This window comes from Geomonas diazotrophica (genome assembly GCF_019063885.1).
GTDB lineage: Bacteria > Desulfobacterota > Desulfuromonadia > Geobacterales > Geobacteraceae > Geomonas > Geomonas diazotrophica.
In genome coordinates this window covers 1,314,150-1,331,619 of the sequence record NZ_CP077684.1, presented here as the reverse complement: position 1 = coordinate 1,331,619, position 17,470 = coordinate 1,314,150, and the positions used below count along the sequence as shown (strand labels likewise).

Here is a 17,470-nt window from a genome sequence, read left to right as displayed (position 1 = left end):
GGAAGAAGGTAAAAGGGCTGTACTTCCGGCAGGCAGGGGCTCGGTCACTGCCTGCTTCTCTTTGAGGAGGCAAGACATGAAGGGACCAGACCTGATTATATATAACGGCAGGCTCAGCACGCTGGACCCGCACATCCCTGAGGCTTCGGCCATTGCGATGAGCGACGGCAAGGTGAAGGCCCTGGGCGGCGAAGAACTGGTCGCCACGGGGGACGACCACACTCAGTTGATCGACGCCAAGGGGCGTCGGGTGATCCCGGGGCTGAACGACTCGCACATACACGTGATCCGGGGGGGACTGAACTTCAACATGGAACTGCGCTGGGACGGGGTCCCGTCGCTGGCGCTGGCCTTGGAGATGCTCAAGGAGCAGGCAAGGCACACCCCGCCGCCGCAGTGGGTGCGGGTAATCGGCGGCTGGACCGAATTCCAGTTCGCCGAGCGGCGCATGCCGACCCTTGAGGAGCTGAACCTCGCGGCGCCGGACACACCGGTCTTCGTCCTGCACCTGTACGACCGCGCCCTGGTGAACCGGGCGGCGCTGCACGCGTTGGGGTACGGCAAGGATACGCCCGACCCTCCGGGGGGGATGATCGACCGGGACAGAAACGGCAACCCGACCGGGCTCCTGATCGCGAAGCCGAACGCCATGCTGCTCTACGCGAGCCTCGCCAAGGGCCCCAAGCTTAATTTCGAGGACCAGGTGAACTCGACGCGCCACTTCCTGAGGGAACTGAACCGGCTGGGGCTCACCAGCGCCATCGATGCCGGCGGCGGCTTCCAGAACTACCCCGACGACTACCGTGTCATCGGTGAACTGGCCAAGGGCGGCGAACTACCGTTGCGCATCGCCTACAACCTGTTCACACAGCATCCCAAGGGTGAGCTGGGGGACTTCTCACAGTGGGTAACGATGACCGAGCCGGGACAGGGGGACGACTTCTTCCGCATGAACGGCGCCGGCGAGATGCTGGTGTTCTCGGCCGCGGACTTCGAGGATTTCCTGGAGCCGCGCCCGGACTTGTCTCCCACGATGGAGGAGGAGCTTGCCGCGGTGGTGCGTCTTCTGGCTGAAAGGCGCTGGCCTTTCCGGCTGCACGCGACCTACAACGAGTCGATCACGCGCTTTCTGGACGTGTTCGAGGCGGTGAACAGGGAGATCCCCTTCAACGGGCTGCGCTGGTTCTTCGACCACGCCGAGACCATCACGGCAGGGAACCTGGAGCGGGTCAAAGGGCTGGGAGGAGGCATCGCCATTCAGAACCGGATGGCCTTCCAAGGCGAATATTTCCTCGACCGCTACGGAGAGGGGGATACCTCGCACACCCCGCCGGTGCGCAGCATGATGGCGCTGGACATCCCGGTGGGCGCCGGCACTGACGCGACGCGGGTGGCAAGCTACAACCCGTGGCTGTCGCTGTACTGGCTGGTGAGCGGACGCACCATCGGCGGAACCCTGCTCTATCCCGAGGCAAACCGTTTAAGCCGCACGGAGGCGCTCAGGCTGTACACCGAGGGGAGCAGCTGGTTTTCCGGCGAGGAAGAAAAAAAAGGGACCCTGGCCCCGGGGGCCTTGGCGGACCTCGCGGTCCTTTCTGCGGACTACTTCGAGGTCCCGGAGAAGGAGATCAAAGGAATAGAGGCGGTGCTGACCGTGGTCGGGGGGAAGGTTGTGTACGGCGGCGAGGAGTTCGGCAACCTGGTGCCGCCACTACCGGTGAGCCCGGACTGGTCGCCGGTGGGGCGTTACGGCGGCTATCACCGCGAGGGGGCGACGGCGTCCCTTCCGGCGCAGAAACAGGCTGAACCGGCGCACCGCCACACGCGCATCTGGCTGCCGCGACAGCGGCGCTTCTGGGATCTCGGCTGCGATTGTTTCGCCTACTAGGGCATCAGCGGTGCGCAAACACCCCGAGCAACTCGGCCTGCGCCAGGATCTTGCCGCGCATGGCGCGGTCGAGTTCCAGCCTCGTGCTGTTGGAGGGGAGGTCAAGGCGCTCGGAGAGTGCATAGAGGCGGAAATAATAGCGGTGCTGGCCTGAGGGGGGACAGGGGCCGCCGTAGCTTTTGCGCCGCCAGCTGTTCACCCCCTGCTCCGCGCCGTGCGGCACCCTCCCCTGCACGATCTCCCTGGTCGTCGGCTCGATGTTCCAGAGCACCCAGTGCACCCAGGTGCCGGCAGGCGCATCGGGATCGTCCATGACCAAGGCGAGCGACTTGGCTTCTTTGGGGACACCGGCGATGGCAAGCGGCGGGCTGGTATCGGAGCCGTCGCAACTGTAAAGAGATGGGATCTTGCCGGCATGTTTGAAAGCGGGGCTGCTCAGTTTAAGCCGCACCTCCTCGGCCTGCACCGATACCGCAACGAAGGCTGTCAGCAAAATTAACCAAAGGAAAATCGTCTTCACCCCACCCATGGTCGCCTCCAATCTATCTTTGCTTGGCAGTCCATCCTCGTACCCTGTATTCCCAATACCTGCCGTAAGGGATTACAGGGTCCAGTCTAGCGGCTTAAAGTCAGCCTGCAATGAATTTCCTGTGACAATTCGGCGGTTGACAGGAATGCCGTTTCCCTTTAAACAAGAGGGATGAAAAATAAAAGCGACGCACCCAAAAGAGATAGAGTAAAGCATCCCTCAGGAGCTGGAAAGCCTGGGCAATCCCTTGCAGCTCGCAACTCCACCCCTGGAAACACCGCAACTACGGCCGGAGCCCATCCCTCCAAGACAAAGCCTGCAGGTCCCGCTGCGGCATCCTTTACCGGCAAAAAAACACGCCCAGCCCCTGCAAAGCCGCGCGACCAGCGCGATCCTGAATATTTCAAAGCTCCCCGGGCTCCTGAAAGCAAAGCGGCCGCCAAGCCGGCCCGGGTCGACAAGGGGGCACGCCCTGAGCGCGAGGAGCGGAAGCCCGCCCTGAGAAGCGGTCAGGTGCTGGAGCTCCACATCACCTCCACCAACGACGAAGGGTTCGGCGTCGCCAACCACGAAGGGACGCGAGTTCTGGTGGCAGGCGGTCTCCCCGGTGAAGCGCTGGTGGCGAAGATCACCTACGTAGGGCGCAGGGAATCCTTCGCCAACATCATCAAGACCATCAAAGCCTCTCCGGACCGCAACCCCTCCCCCGCCTGCAAAATGGGCAGGGCCTGCGACGGCTGCGGCCTGATGCAGATGCGCTACCCGGCCCAGCTTACCTGGAAGAAGGGACTGGTCACCAGGCAGATCCGGAAGTTCCCGTCGCTTTCCGACGCTGTGATCCACGATACCATCGCCTCCCCCAGTGAGCTCGGCTACCGCAACACCGCCAAGCTGGTAGTTGCGGGAAAGAACAACGATCCGGTGATCGGCATTTACCGACGCAACAGCCACGACGTGCTGGAGATCGCCGACTGCAACCTGCACCATCCGCTGATCAACAAGGTGGTCAAGGCTGCCAAGGCGGGGATCAAGAAAGGTAAGGTGCAGATCTACAACCCCAAGAGCGAGATGGGGCTACTGCGGTACCTGGTGGTGCGCGTCGCCGAGCAGAGCAACAAGGTCATGGTAGTCTTCGTCACCACCGACGAGGGATACAACGAGATGCACCACCTGGCCAAGTTCATCCAGCAGGCGGTGCCTGAAGTCGCCGTGGTGGCGCAGAATATCAACACCTCGACCGGCAACGTGATCTTCGGCCACAAGGACCGCTCCATTACCAAGGCGCAGACGCTGAAGGCCTACATCGGGGACAAGAGTTTCAACCTGTCGCCGCACTCCTTCTTCCAGGTGAACAGCGGCGCGGCCCGCATCATCTACGAGAAGGTGCGCGAGTTCGCCCGCCTGACCGGCAAGGAGCGGGTGATCGACCTCTACTGCGGCATCGGCGGCATCTCGCTGTTCCTCGCGGACAAGGCACGCGAAGTCGTGGGCATCGAAGTCGTGGATGCGGCGGTCGCGGACGCCACGGCCAACGCGGCCATGAACCGCGCCGACAACTGCAGCTTCGAGGCAGGCGACGCGGTGCATCTCATCGACGAGATCGGACAGGAAGGGGGCGCCGACCTGATCGTGCTGAACCCGCCCAGGAAGGGTTGCGACGAGAAGGTGCTGAAGAGCGTCGCCGCCATCAAGCCGCAGAGGATCATCTACGTCTCCTGCTCGCCTGAGACCCTGGCGCGCGACCTGGATATCCTGTCCCGGCTCGGGTACAAGACCCTGGAGGTGCAGCCGGTGGACATGTTCCCGCAGACGGTGCATGTCGAGGATGTGGCGCTGCTGGAAAAGGCGTAAAGGCGGAGACAAAGCCTCACGCTAACGCAAAGCCGCAAAGGCGCAAACAAAATCCATCATCCCCTCTCCCCCTGGGAGAGGGTGGCCGAAGGCCGGGTGAGGGCGCTGGCGCTGCCAAGTCCCTCCTTCGTGGCAACGCCCTCACCCCGCCCCTCTCCCGGGGGGAGAGGGAGGGAACCGAGGCTTTCTTGGACCAGATGATCTCGCAACTGAAAAGGTTTTTCCCTGAACGCCTGCACTCTTCGATCTGCCTGGTCGGTGGGATGGTGCGGGACGTCTTGCTCGGAATCGATTGCCAGGACGTGGACCTTGCTGCGGCGGTTCCCGTCCCGGAACTCACCACCCTGGGCTTTCGCCTGGTGGAGTCGAAAAGCACCCCCAACATCTACTTCCGGTTCAAAGAACCCTTCGGCAAAATCGAGGTGACCTGGCTTCCCTCGCTGGACGCCCTCCCCGACGACCTCTCCCGCCGCGACTTCACCGTGAACGCCATGGCGATGTCCCTGGACGGCCGGCTCAACGATCCCCTGGGCGGGAAGCCGGACCTTGAACGGCGCGTTCTGCACTGCTGCAGTCCCACCAGCCTCACCGATGACCCCCTGCGCATCCTGCGTGCCTTCCGCTTCGAGTGCGAGGGGTGGCGGCTCGATGCTGAGGCTGAAACGATTTTGAAAAGCCGGGACTGGACAAAGGACCTGCAGCGGATTCCGGTGGAGCGTTTCTCCCAGGAGATGCTGAAGGCGATTGGGAAGGAGGATCCCGCCCGCTTCTTCCGCCGCATGCTGGAGTTCGGCATCGGCGCCAACTTCCTCCCCGAGATCTTCCGGATGGCGGATATTCCTGCCGGCCCGCCGCAGCACCACCCGGAGGGGGACCTGTTCACGCATTCCCTGCAGGTACTGGAACGGATGGCGCAACTTACGCCGGACCCGACCGGCCGTTTCTGCGCCCTCTTCCACGACCTGGGGAAGCTCTACACGCCGCAGGATCTCCATCCCAAGCACCACGGGCACGACGCTTTGGGGGCGGAGCAGGTCCCAGCCTTCTGCAAGAGGCTGCGCCTGCCGGTCGCGCTGCAACGCGCGCTGCAGGCAACCAACAGGCTGCACAACAACGCCAACCGGTGGGAGGAACTGCGGTATTCAACCAAGATCAGGCTGGCGCTCGATGCCATCAAAGGAGGGATCCAGGATTTCCTGCCGTTGCAGGTGGCGGCGGACTTTCATGCATCCATGCCGGGATGGGAGGACGCGCTGGAAGTGGCGAAGTTGAACGCGGCGCAGCTGGGAATAGACCCAGACCTGCTGAACAACAAGGAGGTACCGCCCGAGAAGCTGCAGCAGATCATCATGCAGCACCGGGTGGAGCGGTTGCTCAGAGGCACCGGAGCATAAAACCTTCCCCTCCCCCCCTCCTCCAAGCCTCCTCATTCCAGGCATCTCCCCATCAAGAGAAGGTTGCGGAACGCTACATTCTCGCTGTCCCCCCCCCCGCGGCTCCTTGCCGCAAATCCTTATTTTATTTTCGCCGGGTCAACGGCGCGGTCGAGGCCCAGCTTGAGCACAGAGCTGTCATAGATCATCTCGAACATGTGCTCTATCCTGAAGAAGGCTGCCAAAACTGCGGGATCGAAATGGGCGGCGGGGTTGATCCGGTTGTCACCGTTTCTGAACACGTCCAGGGTTTCCTCGTGGGTCATGGCCCCCTTGTAACTGCGCCGGGAGCGCAGCGCATCGTAGACGTCGGCCACCTTCACGATGCGACCGGAGATCGGGATCCTCTCTCCCTTGAGCCGCTTGGGATAGCCGGTGCCGTCCCAGTTCTCGTGGTGCGAGATGGCGATTTCCCTGGCGATCCTAAGCCTGGGGGAGTCCCCTATGATCTCGGAGCCGTATGCGGGATGCTGGCGCACCAGCTTCATTTCTCTCGGGGTCAGCCTCCCCTCTTTCAGCAGGATCTCGGTCGGGATGCGGATCTTCCCCACGTCGTGCATCTGCGCAGACAAGGAGATGTCGTCCACGAACTCGGTATTGAACCCCATGTTGGCCGCGAGCGCCCCGGCATAGCGGTTGACCCGCACGATGTGGCGCCCGGTATCCGGCTCGGCGGCCTCACAGGCCCGTGCCAGCGCGTGGATGGTGTAGTGGAAGGCATGTTCGGTCTCGCGCATGCCGTTGGAGACGGTGAGCAGCGAACCGATCATCACGGCGGCGCTTCTGAGCACGTCGGCGTCGTACTCCGTCACATGCCCCGCGTAGTTGAAAGCTTCGATCACGCCGCGGACATCGCCACTGATGCGGCAGCTCACAAAATTCAGGATGGGCTCTCCCATGGCCGCCACCACCTGGGGGTGGAAGAAGGTCTGGAACTCCTCGATGCTGGCGCAGCTGTCGGACCAGTTGAGCGCCACCGCCTCGCTCCCCCCTTCGACCATGAGCAGGCTGCTCGCGTAGGTGGAGCCGGGTTCGATGGTGATCTGGTCGGAGCGCTCCAGCAGTTCGCCGTGCTGCAAGTGGAAGACACGGCCGTTGCAGCAGACCGCCCCCGGTCCTTCGTTGGCTATAAGTATGCCGTGGGGGCCGCGACGGCCGTTGCCGCCAAGCAGTTTCCCGAGCACTTCGTGGTACAGTTCGTCACTGTTGAACTTGCGGCGGGTCAGGTCCTTCAGCGCCTCGTCGGTCAGTCCGATGAGATCCAGAGTCTGTCTGAGGGCAAGGTGACACAGTTCCTGGGGCATGCATTCTTCCTTTTTGGCCGCGGTTATGAGTAGTCTCATGTTTATAGCTGATGGCAAGGAAACTTCAACGGCTTAATAAACTTAACCCAAAGTCGCCACCCAGCAAAGGCCCTAAGAGTTGGACGGTAAAAATAGACGCAGACCAAAGAGTATCAGGCTTCTATCTTAGCTTTGCGACTTTGCGCTCCGCGCCTTTGCGTTAAGGCATTTGGTGTTTGTTTTTTGAATAAAAAAAGGCCCGGCTGTGAGGCCGGGCCTTTCCTGTGTGACTGGAAGTCAGGACGATTAGGCGCGTGCTGCCATGGCCTTCTCGTAGCCCATCTGGAACGCCTTCTTGTTCAGCTCCATGAAAGCCTCCGGCACGCGGGCCAGAACTGCCTTCTCGGCGCCTTCCTTGGTGACCACACCGGTCAGTGCCACCATGGCGCCCAGCGCCACGATGTTGGCCACGATCTCACGGCCGACTTCGTTCTTGGCGGTGTTGATGATCGGGAATGCAACGGTGTTGAAGTTCCCTTTGGGGATGTTCTTCACCAGGTCGGAGTCGATCAGCAGAACGCCCCCTTCCTTCAGGTCGTGGGAGTACTTGTCGGCCGCTTCCTGGGTCAGTGCGAGCAGCGCGTCGACCACGGTGGCTTTCGGGTAGTCGATCATGGTGTCGGAAACGATGACCTCCGACTTGGATGCACCACCCCTTGCCTCGGGGCCGTAGCTCTGGGACTGAACTGCCTGCTTGCCGTCGTAGATGGAAGCGGCTTCTGCCATGATTACGCCGGCGAGGATGAGACCCTGCCCACCAGCCCCGGAAAATCTGATTTCATATCTCTGAGACATCTGAGGTTCTCCTCCTTTGTTATTTCTTGGCGCGCTCAATGACCTTCGCGTATTCGTCGGTGTAGTTCGGACGCTCTTCCTTGTACAGAACGCCGGTGAGGATCTTGCCTTCGAGCTGCTCGGCAGTCATCTTCTCGGCGGCCTTGACCGGAACGGCGATGTCCTTCAGGCGGTTCATCATCTCGATGACCGACTTGAACTTGTTGCGGCGACCGTAGGTGGTCGGGCAGTCGTCCAGGATCTCGACGACGGAGAAGCCCTTGTGCTGGATGGCTTCCGCGATCAGCTTGTCGATCTGGGTCGCGTGGTACGCGGTGCCGCGAGCGACGAAGGTGGCGCCTGCGCCGATGGCGAGCTTGGCGACGTCGAACGCCGGGTCCGGGTTGCCGTACACGGTGGTGGACGCCTTGGCGCCAGTCGGGGTGCAGGGGGAGAACTGGCCGCCGGTCATGCCGTAGATGTTGTTGTTCATGATGATGTAGGTCATGTCGATGTTACGACGGCAGGCGTGGATGAAGTGGTTGCCGCCGATCGCGGTACCGTCGCCGTCGCCGCCCACCAGGATGACGTTCATCTCCGGCTTGGCCATCTTGACGCCGGTTGCGAAAGCGGCGGCGCGGCCATGCGCGGTGTGCAGGGTGCAAAAATCCATGTAGCCCGGGAGACGCGATGCGCAGCCGATGCCGGAAACGATGGCGGTGTTGTCCTTCTGAAGACCAAGGGTGTCGATCGCGCGGATCAGGCCCTTCATGACAATGCCGTGACCGCAGCCCGGGCACCAGATGTGCGGCAGCTTGCCGGGACGGATGTACTTATCGTAATCAAAAGACATGTTACTTAACCTCCTTGATCTTTTCGAGGATCTGCCCCGGGTTGATCGGCTCGCCGTCAACGCGGAAGATGCCGTGGACCGCTGCTTTGCCTTCTGCGCAGCGCTTCACTTCACCGGTGCACATGCCGAGGTTCATCTCCGGAGTGATGAACGCCTTCACCTTGCCGGCGAGAGCGGCGATCTGCTTCTCCGGGAACGGCCAGAAGGTCTTGATCCTGAACAGGCCGGCCTTGATCCCCTGCTTCCTGGCCTCGTTCACTGCGAAACGGGCGGAGCGGGAGGTGGAGCCGTAGGCAACGATGGCGACTTCGGCGTCGGCAAGTTCGTACTCTTCAAACTGGACGATGTCGTCGATGTTGGCGTCGACCTTGCGCACCTGGCGCTCTTCCTCGGCCTGAACCCAGGCGGCCTTGGTGGTCGGGAAGCCGTCCTGCCCCTTGTTGAGGCCGGTCACGTGGAAGCGGTAGCCGCTGCCGAAAGCTGCCAGCGGCGGCACGTCGCCGAAGCTGGTGTCGTACGGCTTGTACTCTGCCGGCGGGACGCTCGGAGCGGTCCTGTTGATGACTTCCAGCTCGCCCGGATCGGGGAACACGATGCGCTCACGCATGTGGGCTACGATCTCGTCCGGCATGACCATAACCGGGGTGCGGTATTTCTCGGCCAGGTTGAAGGCGCGTACGGTTTCTTCGAAGAGCTCCTGCACGGAGGCCGGGGTCAGGCAGATGGCCGGGTGGTCACCGTGGGTACCCCATTTGGCGCACATGACGTCGGACTGGGAAGGACCGGTGGGCATACCGGTGGAGGGGCCGCCCCTCATGACGTTAACGATGACGCACGGGGTCTCGGCGATGCAGGCGTAGCCGATCAGCTCCTGCTTGAGGGAGAGGCCCGGGCCCGAGGTCGCGGTCAGTACTTTAGCGCCGGTCAAGGAAGCGCCGATGACGGAAGCCATGGCACCGATCTCGTCTTCCATCTGGATGAATTTGCCGCCGATCTTCGGAAGCTCGACAGACATAACCTCTGCCACCTCGGTGGAAGGTGTAATCGGATAACCGCCGAAGAACGTGCACCCGGCGTAGAGTGCCCCCTGTGCGGCAGCTTCGTTCCCCTGAAGGAATGCAACTTTTTTAGCCACTTTCTTACCTCCTAAAATTGTTTACGATACTTTGATTGCAAAGTCAGGGCATCTAAGCTCGCACTGCATGCACTTGATGCATGCCTCAAGGTTCTTGACGCTTGCCACAAAACCCTTCATTTCCAAGACCTTGGTGGGGCAGAATTCCACACAGATGTGGCACCCCTTGCAGTACTTCTCGATGATCTCGATGTTCGCCGGTGTTTTCTCCATCAACGTAGCTCCTTTGACAAATTGCCTTCGCAGGCTGTGCAAATTGTGGGTATATAACACATAGTGTTTACAAAATGCAAGTGCTCGGATTTTGGCCCAAACAGCATGCTTTCGTAAAAAGGGGGTAGAGAGGGGAAACCTCCCTACCCCCTGGTAGTACCACGTAAGCTGCCTCTTACTTCATGGAACCAACGAGTTCCTTAACGGCGGCAACCGACTTGTCCATCATGGCCTGCTCTTCGGCATCCAGTTCGAACTCGAGGATCGCCTCGACGCCGTTCTCGCCAAGGACGCAGGGAACGCCGACGTAGAAGCCTTTCACGCCGAACTCGCCGTTCAGGTATGCGCAGGTCGGGAGAACGCGCTTCTGGTCCTTGAGGATGGACTCTGCCATGCAGATGGCGGAGGAAGCCGGGGAGTAGAAAGCAGAACCGGTTTTCAAGAGGGCGACAACCTCGCCGCCCGCACCGCGGGTCCTCTTGACCATGGCGTCCATGACTTCCTTGGCCTTAGCCTTGTCCTTGTACTTCTTCTCGAGCAGTTCCATGACCGGGATGCCGTTCACGGAGGCGTAGCGCACCAGCGGCACCATGTCGTCGCCGTGGCCGCCCAGGGTCATCGCGTTCACGTCCTTCACGGAAACGCCCAGTTCCCAGGCGATGAAGGTCTTGAAGCGTGCGGAGTCGAGGACGCCGGCCTGGCCGATGACGCGGTTGTAGGGGAAGCCGGTGATCTTCTGGCACAGGGTGACCATTGCGTCGAGCGGGTTGGAGATGACGATGACGAAGGAGTTCGGCGCGTGGGCCTTGATCCCCTCGGCAACGGAGGTCATGATCTTGGAGTTGACCTCGATCAGGTCGTCACGGCTCATGCCCGGTTTGCGCGGCAGACCTGCGGTAACGATGACCACGTCGGCGCCCTGGATGTCCTCGTAGCTGTTGGTCCCTTTCAGGCAGCAGTCGAAGCCGTCAACCGAACCTACCTCGGCGATGTCCAGCATTTTGCCCTGCGGCAGGCCTTCCACGATGTCGAACATCACCACGTCACCCAGTTCGCGCAGAGCTGCAAGCTGAGCAAGTACGCCGCCAATCTGACCACCACCGATAAGTGCGATTTTCTTACGTGCCATGTCTTTGTTCCTCCGTTAATTAAATGTGATGTCTGTCGTACACGGAAAACTACTGTTTACGCTTCTTAGACGATCGAGTCAATGATTGCGTTCAGGGTTGCGCTCGGACGCATAGCCGCTTCGGTCTTCTTGTCGTCCGGGTGGTAGTAGCCGCCCATGTCGACCGGCTTGCCCTGTGCGCCGATGAGTTCCGCGTTGATCTTCTCTTCGTTTTCCTGCAGTGCCTTGGCGACCTTGGCGAACTTGGCGGCGAGGTCGGCGTCCTTGGTCTGGGCGGCGATGGCCTCTGCCCAGTACATGGCGAGGTAGAAGTGGCTGCCGCGGTTGTCGATCTGGCCTACCTTACGCGCCGGGTTCTTGTTCTGATCCAGGAACTTGGTGTTGGCGACGTCGAGGGTCTCGGCGAGGAGTGCTGCCTTCTCGTTCTTGAAGGTGGCGGCCAGGTGCTCGAGGGAGACGGCCAGTGCCAGGAACTCGCCCAGGGAATCCCAGCGCAGGTAACCTTCCTGCTGGAACTGCTGCACGTGCTTCGGAGCGGAACCGCCCGCACCGGTTTCGAAGAGGCCGCCGCCCGCCAGAAGCGGAACGATGGAGAGCATCTTCGCGGAGGTCCCGAGCTCGAGGATCGGGAACAGGTCGGTCAGGTAGTCCCTGAGGGCGTTGCCGGTCACGGTGATGGTGTCCTTGCCGGCCTTGGCCCTGGGGAGGGTGAACTTCATCGCCTCGACCGGGGACATGATGTGCAGCTCAAGCCCGGTGGTGTCGTGGTCTTTGAGGTAGGTGTTCACCTTCTCGATCATCTGCGCGTCGTGGGCGCGGTTCTTGTCGAGCCAGAAGACGGCCGGGGCGCCGGTCGCGCGGGCGCGGCTGACGGCAAGCTTGACCCAGTCGCGGATCGGGAGATCCTTCGCCTGGCAGCCGCGCCAGATGTCGCCCTGCTCGACCTGGTGCTGGATCAGCACTTCGCCGGCGGCGTCGACTACACGCATGGTGCCGTTGAGCGGCGCGACGAAGGTCTTGTCGTGGGAGCCGTACTCCTCGGCCTTCTGAGCCATGAGGCCGACGTTGGAGGTAGCGCCCATGGTGGTCGGGTCGAACTGGCCGTTTTTCTTGCAGAAATCGATGCATTCCTGGTACCACTCGGAGTAGCTGGTGTCCGGGATGGTGCACTTCACGTCGGCGAGCTTGCCGTCCGGGCCCCACATCTTGCCGGAATCACGGATGACGACCGGCATGGAGGCGTCGATGATGATGTCGTTGGAGGCGTGCAGGTTGGTGATCCCTTTGTCGGAATCGACCATGGCCAGCGGCGGCTGCTTGGCGTAGGTGGCCTGGATATCAGCCTCGATCTCGGCCTTCTTGGCGGCCGGGAGTTTCTCGAGTTTCTTGTAGAGATCACCAAGGCCCAAGTCGGCGTTGACGCCGATTTCCTTGAAGGTCGCCTCGTGCTTCTCAAAGAGGTCCTTGAAGTAGACCGTGACGAAGTGCCCGAAGATGACCGGGTCGGAGATCTTCATCATGGTGGCCTTCAGGTGCACGGAGAAGAGGATCCCTTTGGCCTTGGCGTCGTCGATCTGCTCCTGGATGAATTTCCTGAGGGCACGCACGTTCATGAAGGAGCCGTCCAGCACCTCACCAGCCTGCAGCGGGAGCTTCTCCTTGAGCACGGTCACATTGCCGAGATTGTCGACGAACTCGATCTTGGCGGTGGTGGCCTCTTTCAGGGTCACCGACTTCTCGCTGTGATAGAAGTCGCCAGCGCTCATGTTGGAGACGTGGCTCTTGGAGTCGGAGGACCAGGCGCCCATCTTGTGCGGGTGCTTCTTGGCGTATTCCTTGACGGCCTTGGCGACGCGGCGGTCGGAGTTACCTTCCCTCAGCACCGGGTTGACGGCGGAGCCGAGCACCTTGGCGAAACGGGCGGCCAGCGCCTTCTCCTCGTCGGTCTTGGGCTCTTCCGGGTAGTTCGGGATGTTGTACCCCTGGCTCTGCAGTTCGGCGATGGCGGCCTTGAGCTGCGGGATGGAGGCGGAGACGTTGGGGAGCTTGATGATGTTGGCTTCCAGCTTCTGGGTCAGTTCGCCCAGGTAGGCCAGCTCGTCGGCGATCCTCTGCTCGGGGGTCAGGTTCTCGGGGAAGTTGGCGATGATCCTGCCGGCCAGGGAGATGTCCCTGGTTTCGACCTCGACGCCGGCGGCCTTGGTGAAGGCGTTGACGATGGGGAGCAGGGAGTAGGTTGCCAGTGCGGGGGCCTCGTCGATCTTGGTCCAAACGATCTTAGTCTGTGTTGTCATGATCTCTCCTTGGTTTTTATGCGAAGTGCACAAAATACAAAATGGTGGGCAAAGCCACGCTGCCATCGCCCGACATGGTGTTTTATTAGCCTGCGGGAGCCCGTCAACAACCTGCCGCCCATCCCCCGGGAGGGGTCTTCGCGGCGACTCTCGAAATATATAAAGGATTATGGGATGTTAGCAGGATATTCTTGGATTTCAAATTTTGTATACAGTATACAAAACGTTTTTCACTGTCAAGGGAAAATCTGGTTGAAGTTGGAGAGGATTTAAAAGGGCGCGCGGCGGTGCAGAAAGGGGGTCCGCCGGGGGAGGCGCGGGGACGGGACGGGGAAAAAGCGAGCTAAAACGCGCAGTGGCGTAAAACCATTGGTAAAAAGGAAAAGGGGGATGCCACCGCGGCGAAGACGGCGGCGCCTTTTGCCGAAAGGCGCCCCGCCCTCTCCTTCCCGCTGAAAGAAGGAGACGGCGCAGTTTCGACAAAATAGCGTTCAAAAATACTGTCTAACGAAATGGCGCGGCTCAGTGCAGAGGGTGTTCCTGGGCGTAGCGCCGGGCCTCGGCGAAGTCGTCGCGCCCGACGTTCCTGGGAACGCGCAGCACCTGGCCCGGCCAGATGTGCTTGGGGTCGCGGATCTGGTCCCGGTTGGCGCGGTAGATCAGGGGCCAGAGGTTGCGATCCCCGTAGACCTCGGGACGCGAGGCGATCAGCGGCAGGGACTCGCCCCTGCGTACGGTCCATGAAGCGACCTGGACGGGCTCCTTCACAACCGGCCGGACCTTGCGCCGCTCCGCCTCGGCGGCTTCGCGCTGCGCCTTCTCGGCGGCCAGCGCCTTGGCCAGGCGCTCCTCCTCCAGGCGGGCCAGCCGCGCCAGCTCGGCCCGTCTGCGCTCCTCGGCCAGGCGCGCCGCCTCGGCGAGCCGGCGGGCCTTTTCGGCGGCCACCTCCTGCGCCAGGAGATCCCCCTTCAGAATCGTCATCTGGAAGTAGCGGTCTGCTTCCTCCTGCTCGCTCTCCATGAGGTAGGCGTCCCCCTTGAGGAACGCCTGCAGCACGCTCGCGTACTCGGCCGGGCGCAGCCGCTCCCCGCCTTCGAGTTTCAGCTGGTCCAGCTTGGCGGCGGCTTCATCGCGAAAACGCGGCGGCTGCGTTGCGCAGGCCGCCGCTGAGAGAGTGAGCAGCAGGATTATGAAACGGGCGAAAAGCCTCAATGAGGTGACGCCTTACTGCTTCGCGGCGAGACGGATGCCCAGGTCGCGCAGCTGCAGGGTGTCGACGCCGGAGGGAGCCTCTGACATGAGGCAGGCCCCCTTCTGGGTTTTGGGGAAGGCGATGACGTCGCGGATCGAGTCGGAGCCGGTGATCAGCATCATCAGGCGGTCCAGGCCGAAGGCGATGCCGCCGTGCGGCGGGGTGCCGTACTCCAGGGCGTCCAGCAGGAAGCCGAACTTGCTGCGCGCGTTCTCCTCGGAGAGCCCCAACATCTTGAACATCAGGGACTGCACCTCCTCCTGGTGGATCCTGATGGAGCCGCCGCCGATCTCGTTGCCGTTCAGGACCAGGTCGTAGGCCTTGGCGCGGCAGCGGCCGGGGTCGCTCTCCACGTACTGCAGGTCCTCGTCCATCGGCGCGGTGAACGGATGGTGCACCGCGGCCCAGCGTTTCTCCTCCTCGTCCCACTCGAGCAGCGGGAAGTCGGTGATCCAGACGAAGCGGTACTCGTTGGGGTCGGTGAGCCCCATCTTGGCGGCCAGGTGGTTCCTGAGCTTGCCGAGGGAGTCGTTGACGACCTTCGGCTTGTCGGCCACGAACAGGAGCAGGTCCCCTTCCTTGGCGTCGAACGCCTTGTCCATGGTGGCGATCTCTTCGGCGGTGAAGAACTTGGCGATCGGGGACTGCCACCCTTCCGCGGTCATCTTCACGTAGGCGAGACCCTTGGCGCCGTAGATCTTGGCGAACTCTGTGAGATCGTCGATCTCCTTGCGGCTCATGGCGCCGGCGCCCTTCACGTTGATACCCTTGACGATGCCGCCGCCTTTCACCACGTCGGCGAAGACCTTGAAGCCGGATTCCTTGACGATGTCGGAGAGCTCGACCAGTTCCAGGCCAAAGCGCAGGTCGGGGTTGTCAACGCCGAAGCGGCGAATCGCCTCCTGGTAGGTCATCCTCTGGATGGGGAGCTCGACCTTCACGCCGCGCGCCTCGGTAAAGATGCGGGCCATGAGCCCTTCCATCACCGTGATGATGTCCTCGCGGTCGATGAAGGACATCTCGCAGTCGATCTGGGTGAACTCGGGCTGGCGGTCGGCGCGCAGGTCCTCGTCGCGGAAGCAGCGCACGATCTGGAAGTAGCGGTCGAAGCCGGACACCATGAGGATCTGCTTGAAGAGCTGCGGGGACTGCGGCAGGGCGTAGAACTCGCCCTTGTTGATGCGCGAGGGGACCAGGAAGTCGCGGGCCCCTTCGGGGGTGGATTTGGTGAGGAATGGGGTCTCCAGCTCGAGGAAGCCGTTGTCGGTCAGGTAGGAGCGGGTGAGCTGGGCCACCTTGGAGCGCAGGATCAGGTTCTGCTGCAACTGGCCGGTCCTGAGGTCGAGGTAGCGGTACTTCAGGCGGATGTTCTCGCTGACGTCGACGAAGCCGTCCAAGGTGAAGGGGAGCGCCTTCGAGGGGTTCAGGAGCTTGCACTCCTTGACCAGCACCTCGATCTCACCGGTCTTCATCTTCGGGTTCACGGTCCCTTCCGGGCGGGCCGCGACGGTCCCCTTGATGGCAAGGACGAACTCGTTTCTAGCGCTCTCGGCCTTTGCGTGCGCGTCGGCGTTTCTCTCCGGGTCGAAAACCACCTGGGCGATGCCGTCCCTGTCGCGCAGGTCAACGAAGATGAGCCCGCCATGGTCGCGCCGCTTGGAGACCCACCCCATCAGGACCACATCCTGACCGATGTGCTCGGCCCTCAACTCGCCGCAATAACTGGTTCTCTTCCAATCGCCCAGAAAATCTATCATGTAAACCCTCCTTGGTTTTATCTGCAGGGAAATAAATCGCGTAACTATACCGAAAAACAAATTTTGCTTCAACCAAAAAGCTCCCCCCTTCCGCGGCAGGACGGGAGGGAACCAGTCCGCGACACAGGCCGGGCGAGGCGTCCCCCGGAGGCAGAAAAGGCCCGGCAGAGTGATCTACCGGGCCTTTGGGTGACTTTGGCTGCCTATTCTACTCGGAGCCGCGCATGGAAACATAGGCGGAGCAGCGCTTCTGCGCGAAGTCCAGGTGCTCCAGCATGGCGTCGCGGGCGCCGTCGGGGTTGCGGTCGCGGATCATCTCGTAGACCTTCAGGTGGTGGTTGAAGAGCAGCTGCTGGTCCTCCTCGGTGAGATAGACCGCGCGCCAGACGTCGCGCTGGAACTCCTGCATCGCCTCGAAGATGCTCTGCATCATGTGCGACCAGACCACGTTGTGGGTGGCGCGGGCCACCAGCATGTGGAAGTGGGCGTCGAAGTCCTCGGAGTGCTTCAAATCCTCGAGGTTCTTCCTCATCCCCTCGATCACCGCCTCGATACGCCGGATATCCTCGGGTAGCGCGCGGGTGGCCGCGTACCACGCGGTCCAGGACTCCATCCCCTTGCGGACCTCGATGACGTCGAGGGCCCGGTCGCCGTCGATGCGGATCAACTCGGTGAGCGGCATGGCGGCCGAGTTCTCGACCAGGGAGCGGACCAGCGTCCCTCCCCCCTGGTAGGTCTCAACGAGTCCGGACGAGGTGAGGATGTTGAGCGCTTCGCGCACCGAGGGGCGGGAAACGCCGAACAGCTCGGCCAACTCGCGCTCTGGAGGGAGCTTTTCGCCCGGGTTGAATTCGCCCGCCAAAATCGAGCTGCGGATCTGCTCCGCGATCTGCGTCGACACCTTTTTGGGTTTAATCGGCGTAAATTTCATGAGGCACCGATACTACATTAGAGTGGCTAAGGCAACAAAATTTTTAGGCTCTGGCCGAGCCGACAGCGTCATTTTGGCGCACATGCCG

Annotated in this window: 14 protein-coding genes; 3 read left to right on the top strand and 11 right to left on the bottom strand. The window is 61.8% G+C overall.

Translation table 11 applies throughout. The features are described from left to right. The first annotated feature begins 76 nt into the window (after positions 1-76). On the top strand, positions 77-1,888 hold the full coding sequence (locus KP003_RS05805; RefSeq protein WP_217300475.1) for an amidohydrolase: 1,812 nt from the start codon (positions 77-79) through the stop codon (positions 1,886-1,888). Positions 1,889-1,892: 4 nt separating this feature from the next. On the opposite strand, the gene KP003_RS05800 is transcribed toward KP003_RS05805, so the two are convergent. Then, positions 1,893-2,417: a YbhB/YbcL family Raf kinase inhibitor-like protein gene (locus tag KP003_RS05800; protein ID WP_217300474.1), complete on the bottom strand. Its 525-nt coding sequence runs from the start codon at positions 2,415-2,417 to the stop codon at positions 1,893-1,895. Between the two features lie 513 nt (positions 2,418-2,930). On the opposite strand from KP003_RS05800, the gene rlmD reads away from it, so the two are divergent. Further along, a complete protein-coding gene (rlmD, locus tag KP003_RS05795) occupies positions 2,931-4,268 on the top strand; it encodes a 23S rRNA (uracil(1939)-C(5))-methyltransferase RlmD (protein ID WP_217300473.1) in 1,338 nt (445 codons plus the stop codon). Between the two features lie 197 nt (positions 4,269-4,465). Then, positions 4,466-5,662, top strand: coding sequence for an HD domain-containing protein (locus tag KP003_RS05790; protein WP_239027657.1), 1,197 nt, complete (start codon positions 4,466-4,468; stop codon positions 5,660-5,662). A 119-nt stretch (positions 5,663-5,781) separates the two neighbouring features. On the opposite strand, the gene KP003_RS05785 is transcribed toward KP003_RS05790, so the two are convergent. The 10 genes from KP003_RS05785 to KP003_RS05740 all read right to left on the bottom strand — a co-directional run bounded on the left by KP003_RS05785 (position 5,782) and on the right by KP003_RS05740 (position 17,382). Then, positions 5,782-7,005, bottom strand: a complete 1,224-nt coding sequence (locus tag KP003_RS05785) for an HD-GYP domain-containing protein (protein ID WP_217300471.1) — start codon at positions 7,003-7,005, stop codon at positions 5,782-5,784. A 285-nt stretch (positions 7,006-7,290) separates the two neighbouring features. After that, the gene (locus tag KP003_RS05780) at positions 7,291-7,839 is read right to left on the bottom strand and encodes a 2-oxoacid:acceptor oxidoreductase family protein (protein ID WP_216500655.1); all 549 of its coding nucleotides are present in this window, start codon (positions 7,837-7,839) and stop codon (positions 7,291-7,293) included. 19 nt (positions 7,840-7,858) lie between these two features. Continuing rightward, a complete protein-coding gene (locus KP003_RS05775; RefSeq protein ID WP_216500654.1) occupies positions 7,859-8,671 on the bottom strand; it encodes a 2-oxoacid:ferredoxin oxidoreductase subunit beta in 813 nt (270 codons plus the stop codon). Position 8,672: 1 nt separating this feature from the next. Next, positions 8,673-9,806: a 2-oxoacid:acceptor oxidoreductase subunit alpha gene (locus KP003_RS05770; protein WP_216500653.1), complete on the bottom strand. Its 1,134-nt coding sequence runs from the start codon at positions 9,804-9,806 to the stop codon at positions 8,673-8,675. Between the two features lie 21 nt (positions 9,807-9,827). After that, a complete protein-coding gene (locus tag KP003_RS05765) occupies positions 9,828-10,019 on the bottom strand; it encodes a 4Fe-4S binding protein (protein ID WP_129126504.1) in 192 nt (63 codons plus the stop codon). A 175-nt stretch (positions 10,020-10,194) separates the two neighbouring features. Continuing rightward, positions 10,195-11,148: a malate dehydrogenase gene (gene mdh / locus KP003_RS05760; RefSeq protein ID WP_216500652.1), complete on the bottom strand. Its 954-nt coding sequence runs from the start codon at positions 11,146-11,148 to the stop codon at positions 10,195-10,197. Between the two features lie 65 nt (positions 11,149-11,213). Further along, a complete protein-coding gene (locus KP003_RS05755; RefSeq protein ID WP_216500651.1) occupies positions 11,214-13,442 on the bottom strand; it encodes an NADP-dependent isocitrate dehydrogenase in 2,229 nt (742 codons plus the stop codon). Positions 13,443-13,964: 522 nt separating this feature from the next. Next, complete coding sequence (locus KP003_RS05750) at positions 13,965-14,654, bottom strand: LysM peptidoglycan-binding domain-containing protein (RefSeq protein ID WP_216791036.1); 690 nt, start codon at positions 14,652-14,654, stop codon at positions 13,965-13,967. A 12-nt stretch (positions 14,655-14,666) separates the two neighbouring features. Beyond that, positions 14,667-16,451, bottom strand: a complete 1,785-nt coding sequence (gene aspS / locus KP003_RS05745) for an aspartate--tRNA ligase (protein ID WP_216791035.1) — start codon at positions 16,449-16,451, stop codon at positions 14,667-14,669. Between the two features lie 208 nt (positions 16,452-16,659). Beyond that, positions 16,660-17,382 carry a FadR/GntR family transcriptional regulator gene (locus KP003_RS05740; RefSeq protein WP_216500648.1) on the bottom strand — a complete coding sequence of 241 codons (723 nt, stop codon included), beginning with the start codon at positions 17,380-17,382 and terminating at the stop codon, positions 16,660-16,662. Positions 17,383-17,470: the final 88 nt, after the last annotated feature.